The sequence below is a fragment of the Tildeniella sp. genome (genome assembly GCF_059505325.1).
The window spans coordinates 1-16,343 of the sequence record NZ_JCACKI010000004.1 but is presented as its reverse complement, the minus strand read 5'-3'; the positions used below and the strand labels follow the sequence as shown (position 1 = coordinate 16,343).

At 51.7% G+C, this 16,343-nt stretch carries 10 protein-coding genes; 8 read left to right on the top strand and 2 right to left on the bottom strand.

Annotated elements, in window-relative coordinates; all coding sequences use genetic code 11:
* Nucleotides 1-42 precede the first annotated feature (42 nt).
* From AC5JO6_RS01510 to frp, 3 genes are all read left to right on the top strand, one after another.
* Entirely contained in the window at nt 43-3,717 is a 3,675-nt protein-coding gene (locus AC5JO6_RS01510) for a WD40 domain-containing protein (RefSeq protein WP_496079270.1), read from the top strand.
* A gap of 273 nt (nt 3,718-3,990) precedes the next feature.
* On the top strand, nt 3,991-4,950 hold the full coding sequence (locus AC5JO6_RS01505; protein ID WP_496079269.1) for an orange carotenoid-binding protein: 960 nt from the start codon (nt 3,991-3,993) through the stop codon (nt 4,948-4,950).
* Nucleotides 4,951-5,081: 131 nt separating this feature from the next.
* Nucleotides 5,082-5,408, top strand: a complete 327-nt coding sequence (gene frp / locus AC5JO6_RS01500; protein ID WP_496079268.1) for a fluorescence recovery protein — start codon at nt 5,082-5,084, stop codon at nt 5,406-5,408.
* Between the two features lie 75 nt (nt 5,409-5,483).
* Here frp and AC5JO6_RS01495 read toward each other — a convergent pair whose 3' ends face one another.
* A complete protein-coding gene (locus AC5JO6_RS01495; RefSeq protein WP_496079267.1) occupies nt 5,484-6,155 on the bottom strand; it encodes a helix-turn-helix transcriptional regulator in 672 nt (223 codons plus the stop codon).
* Between the two features lie 90 nt (nt 6,156-6,245).
* Nucleotides 6,246-6,452: a hypothetical protein gene (locus AC5JO6_RS01490; RefSeq protein WP_496079266.1), complete on the bottom strand. Its 207-nt coding sequence runs from the start codon at nt 6,450-6,452 to the stop codon at nt 6,246-6,248.
* Between the two features lie 371 nt (nt 6,453-6,823).
* Between AC5JO6_RS01490 and AC5JO6_RS01485 the strand changes: the two genes are divergently transcribed.
* The 5 genes from AC5JO6_RS01485 (at nt 6,824) to AC5JO6_RS01465 (ending at nt 16,187) form a co-directional block, all read left to right on the top strand.
* Nucleotides 6,824-8,644, top strand: coding sequence for an AAA-like domain-containing protein (locus tag AC5JO6_RS01485; protein ID WP_496079265.1), 1,821 nt, complete (start codon nt 6,824-6,826; stop codon nt 8,642-8,644).
* A 702-nt stretch (nt 8,645-9,346) separates the two neighbouring features.
* Nucleotides 9,347-11,032, top strand: a complete 1,686-nt coding sequence (locus tag AC5JO6_RS01480) for a filamentous hemagglutinin N-terminal domain-containing protein (protein ID WP_496079264.1) — start codon at nt 9,347-9,349, stop codon at nt 11,030-11,032.
* A gap of 158 nt (nt 11,033-11,190) precedes the next feature.
* Nucleotides 11,191-15,000 carry a WD40 domain-containing protein gene (locus tag AC5JO6_RS01475; protein WP_496079263.1) on the top strand — a complete coding sequence of 1,270 codons (3,810 nt, stop codon included), beginning with the start codon at nt 11,191-11,193 and terminating at the stop codon, nt 14,998-15,000.
* Nucleotides 15,001-15,250: 250 nt separating this feature from the next.
* The gene (locus AC5JO6_RS01470) at nt 15,251-15,811 is read left to right on the top strand and encodes a hypothetical protein (RefSeq protein WP_496079262.1); all 561 of its coding nucleotides are present in this window, start codon (nt 15,251-15,253) and stop codon (nt 15,809-15,811) included.
* Between the two features lies 1 nt (nt 15,812).
* Nucleotides 15,813-16,187: a cupin domain-containing protein gene (locus AC5JO6_RS01465; RefSeq protein ID WP_496079261.1), complete on the top strand. Its 375-nt coding sequence runs from the start codon at nt 15,813-15,815 to the stop codon at nt 16,185-16,187.
* Nucleotides 16,188-16,343: the final 156 nt, after the last annotated feature.

The window sequence follows — 16,343 nt, the reverse complement described above, 5'->3', positions numbered from 1 at the left end:
TAGCTAACATATAATGCGTGTGAACTAGGAGTGTACGATTTCATGCCCAGTCTCCCTGATAGCTTTATTGCCGAAATGGCGACCCGGCAAGGAGTCACCCATACAGAGCTAGAAGCGCTTTTGCTGGCACTCGCCGATCGCCCCGGTGCTGAGATTGCAAAGACGCTCGAAATCAGCGAAGCAGCAGTCCGTAAGCGCCTCGGAGAAAGCTATAAAAAGTTTCGTATTGAGGTGGGTGGTAATAAAAAGCTGAACTATCTCAAGCAAAAGCTACTGGACGAGTACGAAGCACGCCAACCGGAACAGGCAAAGGCACAGCAAGACTGGGGCGAAGCGGTTGCTGTCGAGGATTTTTGTGGACGCGAGGCACAACTCATCGAGCTAGAAGAGTGGATTGTGGGAGATGCCCTTGGGAGCAATCGTGCTGCAAACCGCTGTCGGTTGGTAGCAGTGCTCGGCATTGGCGGCATTGGCAAAACGACCCTTGCTGCCCGTATTGCTCAACGAGTGCAGTATGATTTCAAATTTCTGATTTGGCGATCGCTTCGCAACGCACCCCCTCTAAATGACATTTTGGTAGAACTGCTAAAGTTTCTACCCGGCGGCTCTGACGATCTGCCTGATGACGAAAACAGCCGTATTTTGCGTCTACTGCAAGTATTACGGGAGCATCGCTGTCTCATCATTCTCGATAACGTAGAGTCCATTTTGCGAAGCGGCGAAGGCAAAGATTACGATCGCGCAGGTGAATACAAAGATGGCTATGAAATGTATGGCTACCTATTCAAAAAACTGGGTGAAGCCGCACATCAAAGCTGCCTTCTGCTTACCAGTCGTGAAAAGCCCAAAGATGCCGCTGCTCTGGAAGGCAAAAACCTTCCAGTAAAGGTGCTGCAACTGGATGGACTGAACCAGGAGGAAGCACGGTTGATCCTCAAAGATAAAGGGCTGGGTGGCTCTGATGCCGAACTGAGTGAGTTAGTTGATCGCTACTCTGGCAACCCTTTGGCGCTCAAAATTGTTGCGACCACAATTTATAACTTATTTAATAATACGATCGCCGAATTTCTTGCCCAGATCAAACAAAAAACGGCTGTTTATGGCGATATTCGCACCCTTTTAGAGCAACAGTTTGAGCGGTTATCTAATTTAGAAAAACGAGTGATGTATTGGCTTGCCATCAATCGTGACCCTGTTTCATTAGCAGATTTGAGGAACGATATTCCCATCCCTGAATCATCCATGCGCTTGTTAGAAGCAGTGGAGTCACTATCACGTCGATCGCTCATTGTGGGTATGCCAGATTCAGGCAAACTGAGTCAACTGCCTGTCATCATGGAATACATCACTGAACAGTTGGTCGAGCAGGTCACTACCGAAATTGAGCAACTGCTTGAGCAACCGGATGAGACAGTTCTAAGCTGGAGAAAACTATGGTTTCTTAATAGCTACTCACTCGTTAAAGCAGCATCTCTAGACCATATTCGTAAAGCACAAGAGAAAGAAATTCTGGAGCCAATCAAGACAACACTCCTTGATTTATATGAAACGGATCTTGAAGCACAGATCCGCCGTAGTTTCGATCGCCTGCGCAAACAGCCGCTACCTAGAAAAGGGTACGCGATTGGCAATCTGATCAATCTGCTCTGCCAGCTTCAAAGCAGTTACCCCCAGGCGGATCTCAGCGGGCGCGATTTTTCTGCACTGACCATCTGGCGCGCCTATTTGAAAAACGTCAAGTTACAGGACACCTATTTTACCAACGCCGATCTGACTGGCTCTGTGTTTGCCGAAATACTAGGACTAGCCAGCTTGGTTTCTGTACAGTACAGCCCCGATGGCAAAGTCTTTGCAACTGGGATGGGCGATGGCGAAATCCGTCTCTGGCAAGCGGCTGACAACCAGCAAATCCAGCTCTATAAAGGACACACTATATGGGTGTGGGCACTTGCCTTCAGCCCCGATAGCAGGCTGCTGGTCAGCGGCAGCGCCGACTCCACTGTTCGCATCTGGGACGTGCAGACGGGTGCTTGTTTACATACCCTTAATCAGCACACCAGCAAAGTTTGTAGCGTGGCGTTTAGTCCCGATGGCACCACGATCGCCAGCGCCAGCGAAGACAAAACCATCAAACTCTGGAATGCAGGCAGCGGCGAATGTCTTGCAACGCTGAAAGAACATACTGATTGGGTCTGGTCAGTTGCCTTTAACCCGATGAACCCACGTCGCCTGGTGAGCAGCAGTGCGGATGGCACCATTAAACTCTGGGATAGTGAGGGACATTGCCTGCAAACACTGCTGGGTCACACCAACCAGGTCTACTCCGTCCGCTTCAGCCCTAATGGGCAAATTCTTGCCAGCAGCAGCGAAGACCAGACGGTTAAACTTTGGGATGTGCAAACTGGGCAGTGCTTTAAGACCCTCAGAGGACACAGCAAAAAAGTCTATGCAGTGCGCTTTAGCCCCGATGGTAAAACCCTTGCTAGCTGTGGCGAAGACCGCACGATTAAGCTTTGGAACATTCAATCTGGGATTAAAGCTAACGAATGCCTGAAGACGCTAACCGGACACATCAGCCAGGTCTGGTCCATTTCCTTTAGCCCCGATGGACGCACGCTTTTGAGCAGCAGCGATGACCAGGCAGTGCGGCTGTGGGATGCAACCAATGGGACGCTCCTCAACGTGTTACAGGGGTATTCGCGGGGTGTCTATGCAGTTGCCTTCAGCGCTGATGGGCAAACCGTTGCCAGTGGCGGCGACGATAATATTGTGCGACTTTGGGATGTTTATCAAGAGAAGCGTGACACTCTGCAAGATGCAAAAAGCAAAGGACGGTTGCGATCGATCGCCTTCAGTCCCCGTGAGCCAATCCTCGCTACTGGAGGTAGCGACTACACCATTCGTCTCTGGAATCTTCAAGACAGCCATCAGCACAACCGCTACAAAGCATTGGAAGGACATACGAACTGGGTGTGGACTGTCACGTTTAGCCCCGATGGTCGCTTACTTGCCAGCAGCAGCGAGGATCGCACGCTCCGAGTATGGGATGTGCATACAGGACAGTGCCTCCAAACATTGGAAGGGCATACTCACTGGGTTTGGGCAGCAGCATTTAGCCCCGATGGAAAAATCCTTGCCAGCGGCAGCGCTGACAGCCAGGTAAAGCTATGGGATGTCGCTTCGGGACAGTGTGTGAAAACGCTGGCAGACCACAAAGAAATTGTCTGGTCGATCGCCTTCAGTCCCGATGGACACTCTCTCGCCAGCGGGAGCGAAGATCAAACCATCAGGCTCTGGGATGTGCACACAGGTCAGTGTCTCAAAATCTTGAAGGGACATACCAAGCAGGTGTATGCGATCGCCTTCAGTCCCGATGGATGCACCCTCGCCAGCGGCAGCGGTGACACGACAGTAAAGCTCTGGAAGATCGGTACTGGAGCCTGTATGGATACGCTCTGCTGGGGGCACACAGATGCCATTCGCGCCCTTGCCTTTAGTCCCGATGGCACAATGTTGATCAGCGGTAGTGAAGATGGCTCGGTGCAACTGTGGGATGTACAAAAGTGCAGTCGGCTGCGACAACTCAAGTTCGATCGCCTCTACGAAGGCATGGATATGACAGGCGTAACCGGACTCACAGAAGCACAAAAATCCTCGCTGAAAGCCTTAGGCGCAGTGGAATCGGAAGTAGTGGGGCGATCGCAAGCAGGTGTATGAGCGGAGCGATCGTCCGATCGCTTTCGCTAGTTTGCTAAGCGATGTATCAAATATGAAAGAAAAATATTTGACTAAAAGACGACTGTTGCTGAGACTCTCACTTCTCAGGCATTACAGCTACCAACGCAGTCAAACTTTTGAGTTGAAGAGAAAGACAACTTAATTTTTGTAACATTTCGTGATAATTTAAGAACTGGGGAGCAGAAATGTATCACCAGAGACGTATTGCTTCGCCTTCAACCAGTTGCAAACTTAGCGAGGTAGACCTTATATATGGCAATTAATCTTGATTCCGCCCGTAGTATTTTCCCCGGAACATTATCGGCTGATGCAGTGCCTGCATTGACTGCACGGTTCAATCAATTGAGTGCTGAAGATCAACTGGCATGGACATGGTTCGCTTTCCTGGAGATGGGCAAAACTGTTACAGTCGCAGCTCCTGGTGCAGCCAGTATGCAGTTTGCGGAACTAACCCTGAACGAAATTAAGCGGATGACCTTTGAGGAGCAAACCCAGGTGATGTGTGATCTGGCAAATCGCGCTGATACACCCATCTGCCGCACTTATGCAACCTGGTCGCCTAACATTAAGCTCGGCTTCTGGAATCAGCTTGGCGAATGGATGGATCAAGGCGCTGTCGCACCCATTCCGGTCGGCTACAAGCTTTCAGCCAACGCCAGCGCTGTCTTAGAAACCCTTAAAACCCTGGATCAAGGGCAGCAGATCACTGTCTTGCGAAACTCTGTTGTAGACATGGGTTTTGATCCCAGTAAATTGGGCAGCTACACTAAAATTTCCGAACCTGTCGTTGTGCCAAAGGAAATTTCTCAACGGACTCAAGTCACTATTGAAGGTCTCAATAACCCAACCGTGTTGAGCTACATGAACAACTTGAATGCCAATGACTTTGAGCAACTCATTAAGCTGTTTGTAGAAGATGGAGCTTTGCAGCCACCGTTCCAAAGACCGATCGTGGGCAAAGATGCCATCATGCGGTTTTTCCGAGAAGAGTGCCAGAACCTCAACTTGGTGCCAGAGCGGGGAGTCGCTGAACCCGCAGCTGATGGTTACACGCAGGTGAAAGTCACAGGCAAGGTGCAGACCCCTTGGTTTGGCGCAGCCGTAGGCATGAATATGGCTTGGCGGTTCTTGCTCAACCCTGAAGGCAAGATCTTTTTCGTAGCCATTGACTTGTTAGCGTCTCCCAAGGAGCTTTTGAACCTGGTTCGCTAGGTGCACGATCGAGGAGAAGTAAGTCACGAACCATCGTAGGGAGCGCTCTTTTAACCAGGAGCGCTCAATTACATTGAGCAAATGCAGTAATTACAGCCAACCAAACCACCACGTAAATTTTAGATTGAGTCATGCAAGTAAGTGAAGCTGAGTGGACTGACACAGAGAAGACGATCGCCCGAACTGCTTTTGATCAAGCTTACAAGCGAGAAATTGAGGCGTTGCTGAAGCGAGTTCAAGACGAAGCTAGCGCACTCATAAAGCTAGACGACCTCTGGCGCTTACATGACTTCCTGAGTGCTAAAAGACACCAGATTGAGGGCAAGTATGACTATCAATACTCCGCTCTGCCGTTTGTCTTTGCTGGCTTGGTTAAGGAAGGCTGGCTTCAGCTAAACGAACTAGAAGGGTTAAGTCAAGATAAGCTTGCCAAGATCAATTCCTTGGCACGTATGTAGGCTTTGGCTGTTCCATAAACGAAAAGACCACGCAAACACTGAAGCTCAGGTAGCTGACGTGTAATGGGAGACATCTTAGGCTGGCAGCGCCAAATGGGGATGACGCTTAGCATGAATGTTGCGGATATGGGTTTTAACCGTGTTGAGGCTGATATGAAGCGTGGTAGCGATCGCCTGATAGCTGTATTCGCGCTTCAGCAGTAACCAAACTTCCGCTTCCCGATTGGTTAATTGGAACTTTTTCTGTTCCAACTGAATATCTTGTTGCAAGACTTCATCGCGGTCTTCGATCGTGATGAGAACATATGCCCGCTGGTTGAGCGCCCGGTTCGCCTCGTCATGCATGGCTTCCGTCAGCCAACAGGCAGTGAGACGAAACGAGCCGCCGTCAGTTGTTTGATAGTCCAACAGCATTGGTTCACAGACCGTTCTCGCATCTATAACTTGCCCACATAGCTCGGTGACGATCGTCGGTAGCATCGTCCAACAACGCTGGGTGCTCGATAACTTCTGGCAGAGTCGTCTAGCCGTCTGGTTCCAATAAACGATGGTGCGATCGACAGAAAGCACGATTAAGCCTTTTGGCAGCGCCTCGACTAGCGCAGTGAGCAGCGAAGAGGATTGCAAAGCACTGCTGAGATCAGGTGCTGGCACTACCGTGAAAAGTGACACTGGGCTGATATCTTTAGAGTGGTTGAGGCTGTAGTGGGGCGATCGATTGGGAGCTTCGTAATCACGGGTTAGCATGTCGTCTCCAGGCAAGTGATGGTTTACTCAATCGCATCGTGGTCAATGCTGCTCCAGTTCGTCGATCGTCCCTGCGGTCAGTGCAGCGCGTCACACTCCAGAGGGGCTTAGACATCTCAATTCACGCGATTCTTGCTTGACTCGTCCTGTCATGGCTGCCTGTTGCAAGCTCATAAAAGCACAGAAGTCTTCTCTACCATATTTTGTTGTCAGAAGTCGTCGCAGCTGATCCTCAGCACTAAGCGTGAGATAACCAGTTGTGAGAACCTGTTGAACGATTTCATGAATCGAATTCATGCTTAGCCTCTCCACGAAGAACGGTTGCACAAATAGTGAGGTGTAAAGTAACGTTGACGAACGGCTTAACCTGATGTTTCAGGTGTCGGGGGGTTGCATCGTTGTCATTGCTCTTCTAGATAGAAAGGTTAGTCGAGGTGTGACTAGACATTGAACTAACAGACGTTAGGAATGATTAGTCAGATCGTTAGGCATTACGTTAGAAGTTTCATCACCCCTCATGGCAACTGGTTTAAGTTCAGCCTGAAGACACATTTGTACGAGCTGAGGCGCTTTGGGATACGGGGCGGCTCTACGCCGATCTAGCCTCTGCCAAGCGAGGAAAGCTCACCCCGACAGAGAAAGAGCACCTGCGTGGCTTACTGCTGGGGATGGGTCCCAAAGAAATTGCCAAAGAATTGTGTAAGGGGGTAGGCGGCGTTCGCGTTGCTCTCTGTGACCTTTACCGTTACGTTGAGGCGCTCCTACAATTGCCCGAAGGCAGCGTTGATTCCCGAACCGTTATCTATACCCTGGAAGAAGCTGGATACAAGCGATCGACAGGGCACGCAACCCCTGCTGCCTTACCGCCATCTCCGTGGACGCAGCAGCCCTCTGGTTCTGGTAGCCAGGTAGTAGTGGTCAACCGCAACACGCTCAATGCGCCACCTCAACGCTCTAGCGTTGTCATTAGTCACGGCAATCAGGCGGTCAGTCTTGGTCTTGCTCAGCAGCTATACCAGTCTCTGAAAGCAGCAGGGCATCAACTAGCGATTTTAGAAGAGAGCGACCGATCGCCTACCGACTGGCTACGACACATTGATGCGGTGCTCGAACAGTGCGATTACTTTGTGCTGCTGCTGGCACCCCAATCCGCAGTGAGTGAGATGGTGACGGAAGAAGTGCGGCGAGCCAGAGAAGCGTATGATGCCCGCCCTAACCACAAACCCATTATTGTGCCAGTACGGGTTGGGTTTTCGCTGACTCTGCCACTCAATCACAATTTGCGTGGCTATCTACACGGGTTTCAGCAGTGGGAATGGCACTCGTCTACAGACACGTCACCGCTGCTGCAAGCGTTGCAAACCCTGTTTACAGAAACGCAACCACCGACAGCCGAATCAGCAACGCAGGCTTTACCCACGCCCTTTACAACACTGGAAGCCCCTGACGCACCACCGCTGCCTGTAGCAGAGCCAGAACTGCCGTGGGGACAGGTTAATTTGGTTTCGGCGTTTTATGTGGAACGATCGCCGATCGAAACACGTTGCTACGAAACCATCGTCAAACCGGGCGCGCTGATTCGGATCAAAGCGCCCCGACAAATGGGCAAAACCTCCCTCATGTCACGCATTCTTTACTACGGAGAGCAGCAAAACTACGTCACGCTGCCGCTGAGTTTTCAGCTTGCCGATCGCGCCATTTTTGCTGATCTAGACAAATTTTTACGCTGGTTTTGCGCCAGCGTTGGGCAGGGTTTACAGCTTCCACCCAAACTGAAGGATTATTGGGATGATATCTTTGGCAGCAAGGTAAACTGCAAAGCCTACTTTGAGCAGTATCTGCTGCGAGAAATTGATAGCCCACTGATCTTAGGGCTGGATGAAGTCGATCGCGTCTTTGAGCATCGTCACATCGCTGAAGATTTTTTTGGACTCCTGCGGGCATGGCACGAGGAAGCCAAGAACCGCGCTGTTTGGCAAAAGCTGCGTTTAGTCGTCGTTCACTCGACAGAAGTTTATGTACCGCTAGATAACAACCAATCGCCGTTTAATGTGGGCTTACCGATCGATTTACCAGAATTTAGCCCCGAACAGGTGCAGGATCTGGCGACGCGTCACGGTTTACACTGGCGATCGCAGCAAACTCAGCAGCTCATGACGTTGGTCGGTGGGCATCCCTACTTGGTGCGCGTTGCCTTTTACCATATTGCCAAACGGGATCTAACGCTAGAGCAACTGCTCCATCAGGCTCCGACTGAAGCAGGACCCTACAGCGACCATCTGAGGCGGCATTTATGGAACCTGGAACAATACCCTGATCTCACTGCGGCTCTCGCAAAAACGGTAGCAACGACGGAACCCGTGCGATTAGAAACTTCTCAAGCCTTCAAGCTTCACAGCATGGGGTTGGTGCATCTCAATGGCAATAACGTGACGCTACGCTACGAACTGTATCGTCAGTATTTTCGCGATCGGCTGCCTGGAGTATGAGTCAGCTAAGTTATACCAATTCTATAAAATCGCCCTACAGATTCGTTTTTGGTGCTGATCGCTGACCGCTGACCGCTGACCTCTAGCCGAAGCTCGCCTATATAGCCACAGTTTAGTGAAATTACGCGATGTGCGACTTTCCTAAAATACCTGCCAAAACTGCCCTCACCCTAGCCCTCTCCCGATGGGAGAGGGAACCGGAACGGTCTGGAAGCCCTTCTCCCCAGGGAGAAGGGTGGGGATGAGGGCGAATTAGTTGCACATCGCGTCAGATTATGAAGTTTGAACGGCAAGCCATTAGGTGTACCGTTAGTTTTATTTCAGCAGCAGTTAGGCAAAGATATGGAACTATTAGGCAATACGTAATTTCGCTGATTTTTATGTAAAGCAACCGAGTTTAAAGGGGCGATTTGCTACAGGTAGTTAAAGTTTGTGTAAACCTCTCTGGGTTGCAGCCAGTCCGTCTGCTGACATTGATAGCCTAGTAGTCTGCCGAGAGCCTAGTAGTCTGTCGAGAACTGTTTGAGAGGTTGCAAATCAATGGAAGGTAGCCCCTAAACGATTCTTTCCGATTGATTGGCAATTGGCAGACTACCTGGGCACCAGTTGCGCATCGGGCACGAGTTGAGCATCTACATCAACGTCATTTAGAGGCGATCGGTATCTAAAGCCTTGCTTCTAAGTTTTATCAGATGAGAGTCAATGAGATTAGCCACTAGCCAAATCAACGTACTGCTCACAGCCGCTGTGTTGAGTAGCGCGATCGGGGTTGAACAGCTACAGGCGCAAATTGTGCCCAACCTAGGAGACACAGGCACGATCGTAACGCCTGTCGGCAACCGTTTGGATATCAGCGGTGGCACGCTGTCTGGAGACAACTCCAACCTGTTCCATAGCCTGTCTCAGTTTGGTCTCACCCAGAGCCAGATCGCAAATTTTCTCTCCAACCCTAGCACTCGCAACATTTTAGTCCGGGTAACGGGTGGCGAAGCGTCACGGTTAGATGGGCTGATCCAGGTCAGCGGCAGCAACGCCAATCTGTTTTTGATGAATCCAGCAGGCGTTGTGTTTGGCTCCAGCGCCACTTTGAACGTATCAGGATCGTTTATTGCTACGACTGCGAACGGCATTGGCTTTGGTGCTAACTGGTTTAATGCCTCTGGCATCAATAACTACGAGGTGTTGAGCGGTAATCCCAGCAGTTATGCGTTTACGGTCGTGCAGCCCGGTGCCGTTATCAATGCTGGCAATCTGGCTGTCGGTTCGGGGCAACAACTGGCTTTATTGGGTGGCACCGTCGTCAGCAGTGGCGGCTTGTCAGCACCGGAAGGTCAGATCGTTGTGGCAGCAGTGCCGGGGCAGAGTATTGTGCGCCTGAGCCAGCCTGGAGCTTTATTGAGTTTGGAGATACTGCGCCCGACTCCCGCCGATCGCGTCGAAGCCTGGACGATGCCTATCCCCTCCTTACCTGAATTACTGACAGGCGGCAGCGGCAGTAATGCGACAGGGCTAACTGTCAACGCCAATGGGCAAGCGGAGTTAACGGGTTCTGGTGTGCAAGTTGTGCCCGGTGATGTGGCTATACGGCAGTCAACCGCCGCGATCGATGGCACCCTAGTCCGAGCGACTGGCACGTCCCTGGGTGCGGCAGCTTTTCTACAGGTGCCAAAGCCCGATCCTGGAAACGCTTCACGCACGCTCGTGCCTCCGCCTGATGAGGTTTTGCCGCCTTCATCCGTGCGTCAGTCTGCACCACCAGACGAAACGTTGCCGCGTCCTGCTTTACCGAGCCTGGTTGTCCCAGATTGTGGTCCTGCCTGTCCTACGACGAAGCCAGCGAATGTCATACCGCAGTCAACTCAACCAGCGCCGTCGGTTGGCAATACCACTGGCAACAGTGCGCCGATCGTCAATTTCCAAATCAACAACCAGGCTAATACGGTGGTGACCTTGCCAGAAGCGCTGCCACAATATTCAAGTCAAACGACCGCCAATCAACCAAGCCCTGTGCAGCCTGTCAACACTCTCTTGCCAATCGGCGATCCTGAACAGAATTTGTCGAGCGGCGCGATCGACGAGTTGAACCACGCATCTGCAATAGCACTCCGACTTGAGGAACTGAGAAACTATCTTCAGAAACGCTGGAACGCCTCATCACCCCTGGGTTCAAAATTGCAGTATCGGTTACTACTGGATGCTAAAGGTGCAATCCAGCAAGTTGTACCAATGGATCAAAACGCAACGATTTACCTCAAGCATCTTAGCTTAGCGCCAGCCAGCCAGTCGACTGAGCGAACGGTGCAGGGACTTGAAGTCATCATCACTCTCAACCCAGACGGTACGGTGGAAGTGATCCCAAACTCACTGACGTTAAGGTCGATGAGGTGAAAGGGGCGAGGTGAAAGGGGTAAAAAGGCGATCGCACTCTCTCGAATATCTAGTCAAGGCGAGTAAGTGGCTATCATTTAACTGAACATACTGAAAGCTGATAGCTGACTGCTCATAGCTTTTTAGATGTTTCTACTGACCACGATCAAGACGCAGCAATGGTAGCAACAGCAGAGTTGAGCTATGAATATCAGGTTGGCGGTAGCCTACCATTGGATGCGCCGAGCTATGTCAAACGGCAAGCCGATCGTGACCTGTATGAAGGCTTAAAAGCGGGTGAATTCTGCTACGTACTTAATTCGCGGCAATTGGGTAAATCGAGCCTGCGGATTCAAACGATGCAGCGGCTCCAGGCAGAAGGCGTGATTTGTGCCGCGATCGATGTCTCTGGCATTGGCAACCGCAACGTTAGCCCCGAACAATGGTACGCCGGGGTTGCCTACGCGCTCGAAAGTAGCCTCGACCTGGCTCACCCCATCAACTTGCGGCTCTGGTGGCGAGAACATGCCTTTCTGCCTCCCGTCCAGCGCCTGGGCAAGTTTTTGGAAGACGTGCTATTGGCTGACAGTGAACGCTCGATCGCCATCTTTATCGACGAAATCGATAGTGTGCTCAGCTTAGATTTTTTGATCGACGACTTTTTTGCGCTGATTCGCACCTGTTACAACAAGCGTGCCGATCGCCCGGAGTACCAGCGCCTCACCTTTGCGCTACTGGGCGTAGCAACACCATCCGATCTGATTCAAGATAAAAGCCGCACGCCATTCAACATTGGTAAAGCCATCCCCCTGAACGGGTTTCAACTGGACGAAGCACAGCCACTGCTTGAAGGGTTGCGATCGACCGCTGACGATCCTCCCACCATGCTCCAGGAGGTGCTGGCATGGACAGGCGGACAGCCGTTCTTAACCCAAAAATTGTGCAAGCTGGTTCACGCAACGTCTACTTCAATTCCTGCCGGGCAAGAAGCACAGTGGATTGAGCAACTGGTACACACCCATATCATTGACAACTGGGAAGCGCAGGATGAACCACCGCACTTAAAGACCATTCGCGATCGTCTGCTGCGAAACCCACAGCGCACCAATCGTATCCTGGGCTGTTATCAAAAGATTTTGCAGCGGCAAAAGCTATCGGCTGACGACGGTGCTGAACGCATGGAACTCAGGCTCTCTGGCATTGTGGTAGACCAGCATGGCAGCCTCACCATCTGTAACCGCATCTACGCCTCTATCTTCAACCAGAACTGGGTCACCGCCATTCTTGCCAGACATCGCCCTTATGCGGATGCACTGGATGCCTGGATGAGTTCCAATTGCCAGAATGCAACCCACCTGCTGCGGGGGGCAGCGCTACAAGACGCGCAGCGTTGGGCAGTAGACAAAAGCTTGAGCGATGCCGATTACCAATTCCTGGTGGCAAGTCAGGCATTAGACAAGCAAATCGCTTTAGAAGCAGAAAAACAGGTGACGCGGCTGTTAGCCGATGCTCAGCGGCAAGCCAGACGAACGATTCATAAAGGCTTTGTCATTCTTGCGGGTACATTGACGCTGGCGATCGCGGCAGGTATTCTGGCATCCAAAGCGAACCAAAGAATGCTGGCGACTCAAACGGAACTTCAGGGTGCCGAACAAAAGCTTCAGGTGACAACTGCCAACATGCGCTTTGCCGAGTCCAAAGTCAAAATTGCCGAGCAGTCCCAGCGGCAAACCCAGCAAACCATGGTTAACACACAGGCAGATCTGGCAATCTTGCAAAGCCATCTCCTGGAAGCCCGTAAACGGGTCGCCTTTGCCCAAAACGATGCCCAAACAGCCGAAGCAAAAGCCCTTAGCGCCGATCAAATTCGACAGCAGGCGCAACTGCAAGCGCTCCGTGCTCAAACCAGCCTGGGAAGCACGACAGCTAGCCTCAAAATCAAAAGCCTGGAAGCAACTGCGCTGGACACACTCCAACAATTTCAAGCCAATCAGATTAGCGAAATCGATGCCCTCATTGCCGCGATGCAAACAGGGCGAGAGCTGAGCGCGATCGCTAGCACTCATAACTCGCCAGGCTACCCGGTCACCAGTCCGCTGCTTGCCCTCCAAACAATTCTAGGCAGCATTCATGAACGTAACCAAATTAACCTCGGTCAAGGCTGGATCGCGGATGTCAACTTCAGCCCTGCTGGTGCATTAATTGCGGCAGCAGGTGAAGACGGTACCATCCGTCTTTCAGATTTAGCTGGCAAACAGCTTGCCCAATTCAGAGGACACAATGGACGCATTCTAGGCATTACCTTCAGCCCAGACGGTCGTGCGATCGCCACCGCTAGCGAAGATGGCACCGCTCGTCTTTGGGATCTCACGGGCAAACAGCTCCAGCAGTTTAAGGGGCATCGCGGTCGGGTGCTCGGCGTGACGTTTAGCCCCGACAGCCAGATGCTTGCCACCGCTGGCGAAGATAATACTGCCCGCCTTTGGAGCCTAACCGGAAAGCCTATCGCTCAGCTTAACGGTCACCAGGGGTGGATTTTCGGCATTAGCTTTAGCCCTCGCGGTCCTTACCTCGCAACCGTTGGGCTGGATGGCACCACTCGCCTTTGGGACTTTCAAGGAAAGCAACTTGCCCAGTTGAATGGGCATCAGGGGCGCGTTTTAAGCGTTAGCTTCAGCCATGATGGACAATACCTGGCAACATCAGGCTCTGATGATATGGTGCAGCTCTGGGACTTAACCGATCCGCAGCGGGTGCAGGGTAAAAGCCAGTGGAAGGCACATCAGGGAAGGGCGTTGGGCATTAGCTTCAGCCCCAATGGACAGCGCCTTGCGACGGCGGGTGCAGACGGGACCATTCGACTATGGACGCTCACCGGGCAACCGCTGACCGTCCTCAAGCGGCATCGCGGGCCAGTGGGCAATGTGAGTTTTAGCCCAAATGGAACCATGCTGGTAACTTCAGGCGATGACGGTTCTGTGCGGTTCTGGGACGTAGCGAGGCAACAATCGGCACAGACAAAAGCATTTGGCGAATCACCAGCGAGCGGCGTTTCAGCCGTAAGCAGCGTGGGCTTTAGTGCAGGCAGAGACAAAGTGGCGATCGCCAGCGAAAATGGCTCCATTCAGCTATGGCATTTGTCTGGACAGCCGTTAGCCCACTTTCAAAACCCGCAGCACGTTATCAGAGGCATCAGCTTTAGTCGAGACGCTCAACGATTTGCGACTGCTGCTGAGGATGGTACGGTTCAAATCTGGAATCTGTCTGGTCAAGCGATCGCCCAGTGGCAAAGCGCGCAAGGTCGCATTTTGAGTCTTGACTTCAGTCCCGACGGTAAACAGTTGATCACGGTTGGTGTAGATGGGTCATCCGGTACGGCTAAGCTGTGGGATGCGTCCGGCGCTTTGATCACTCAGCTAAATGGGCGGCATCGCTGGCTGGTCAGCACAAGCTTTAGTCCCGATGGTCAGATGATCGCAACAGCAGGCGAAGACGGCACTACTCGCCTGTGGGATCGTTCTGGCAAGCAATTGGCACAGTTGCAAGGGCATTCTAGCTGGATTTTACGCGTCCGCTTTAGCCCCGATGGCACAAAATTGGCAACGGCGGGCGAAGACGGCACCGCCCGTCTATGGGATCGTTCTGGCAAGCAATTAGCACAACTAAACGGTCATTGGGGAAGCGTTGTAGGCATTAGCTTTAGCCCCGATGGTCAACAGCTTGCTACGGCTGGCGAAGATAATACTGCCCGCCTTTGGGATTTATCTGGTCGACAACTGGCGCAGTTTAATGCCAGCCCAAACCAACTTCGGGGAATCGAGTTTAGTCAGGACGGCGGGTACCTTGTCACCGTAAACGAAACAGGTAAGACGCAGCTATGGCACCTTGCTAAGTTGGATGAACTACTAACTCAAGGCTGCAACTGGCTACAGGAGTACTTCGCCAGCCATCCCCAAACGATTCAGAATCAAGCGCTTTGCCGTGGTTGAGGGTAGCCTGACAATCCTATCATTGCGATCGCTCACAATCTTCTTGAAAGCTTTACACTCATTTGAGTCAACTTCTTGGTTTGAATGCATCAGACTGAGACAATCAAAAGTGAAGGGTAACTCTCACTTACTTCCTCTTCCGAAAGATGCCGTAGAGTCTATCTGATCGACTGGTGCAGAATGCAGTGCCATTTACACAGAGCGTATGTACAGGTAAGCAACAATGTCGCCACAACGATCGCGCAACGCTATGAAGACGACAACAACTCCGCTCAATTGGCTGGCGCTTAACTTTCTCTGGTATTTGCTTGTGGGCTTCTTACTAGCTTATACGCCGTTATGGGCACAGTTGATTGTGCTACCGCTTGCCTTTACCCTCACTCTCTCGAAGATCTTCATCTTGACACCAGTCGTTACCTGGACACTCAGCAGTGGATTAGCTGGCGGGCTGGCAGGTGCGTTTGCAGGCAGCGTCTTTGGCATTCCAGAGGGGCAATTGGCAACGGCATTCGCAATGGTCATTTTTTTGGGGTGGACAGTACCAGGCATTGCCAGCATGGCGATCGCAGGAGCCATCAGCCTAGCCGCCGCCTTGCTCTGGGCAAAAACCATGAGCGTCTTCAGCATCTTGAGCATGGCTGGCATTGGAGCGCTCGCGGGTATTTTTGCGGTCATACTGCCTGAAGCGGTCGCTGGTGCAAGAAATGATTTGTTCCGCCTTTTTGGGAAGTCCTACACGTTTCTCCTTCTCAGTAGCGTCTCTTTAGTAGGATGGGCTTTAGGAAACTGGGCGAATCAATTATTTTCTTAAGATGGCAAAATCTACTACTACCTACTGGAATCCACTCAGTACAGCCAATAGCGGACAATGGCAGCCGATCGAAGGGCTGGAAGCGATCGCGGAAGAATTGACCTTGAGCAAAGACGACAGCACTGGCGCATATACTCGTCTCACTCGGTTTTATCCCGGTGCAGATACGACGCACCTCGGCAGCAAATGGCACTCATACCCCGAAGAGATCTTTGTGGTGAGCGGTCGTCTTTACGACCAGGCGTTTGATCTGTGGCTAGAAACTGGACATTACGCCAGCAGACCACCTGGTGAGCTTCATGGACCATTCAAGACGGACAGTGGGTGTGTGGTGCTTGAAGTATCCTTTCCTCATCAAGCTAACGAACATCTTTAGGGACTAGAACGGCTCTTTTAGAAGAGCTTACTGAGCAACACTCTACTTAAAGCAGAAAGATTTAAAATAGTAGAACCCGCCACGAGAGCGGGTTCTACACGATCGGAGCGGCGAGATTCGAACTCACGACCCCTACTACCCCAAAGTAGGAACCTA

Excerpts from the sequence above, each read along its gene's own strand:
- AC5JO6_RS01510 (WP_496079270.1), top strand. The coding sequence starts at position 43 with ATGCCCAGTCTCCCTGATAGCTTTATTGCCGAAATGGCGACCCGGCAA.
- AC5JO6_RS01505 (WP_496079269.1), top strand. The coding sequence starts at position 3,991 with ATGGCAATTAATCTTGATTCCGCCCGTAGTATTTTCCCCGGAACATTA.
- frp (WP_496079268.1), top strand. The coding sequence starts at position 5,082 with ATGCAAGTAAGTGAAGCTGAGTGGACTGACACAGAGAAGACGATCGCC.
- AC5JO6_RS01495 (WP_496079267.1), bottom strand. The coding sequence starts at position 6,155 with ATGCTAACCCGTGATTACGAAGCTCCCAATCGATCGCCCCACTACAGC.
- AC5JO6_RS01490 (WP_496079266.1), bottom strand. The coding sequence starts at position 6,452 with ATGAATTCGATTCATGAAATCGTTCAACAGGTTCTCACAACTGGTTAT.
- AC5JO6_RS01485 (WP_496079265.1), top strand. The coding sequence starts at position 6,824 with ATGGGTCCCAAAGAAATTGCCAAAGAATTGTGTAAGGGGGTAGGCGGC.
- AC5JO6_RS01480 (WP_496079264.1), top strand. The coding sequence starts at position 9,347 with ATGAGATTAGCCACTAGCCAAATCAACGTACTGCTCACAGCCGCTGTG.
- AC5JO6_RS01475 (WP_496079263.1), top strand. The coding sequence starts at position 11,191 with ATGGTAGCAACAGCAGAGTTGAGCTATGAATATCAGGTTGGCGGTAGC.
- AC5JO6_RS01470 (WP_496079262.1), top strand. The coding sequence starts at position 15,251 with ATGAAGACGACAACAACTCCGCTCAATTGGCTGGCGCTTAACTTTCTC.
- AC5JO6_RS01465 (WP_496079261.1), top strand. The coding sequence starts at position 15,813 with ATGGCAAAATCTACTACTACCTACTGGAATCCACTCAGTACAGCCAAT.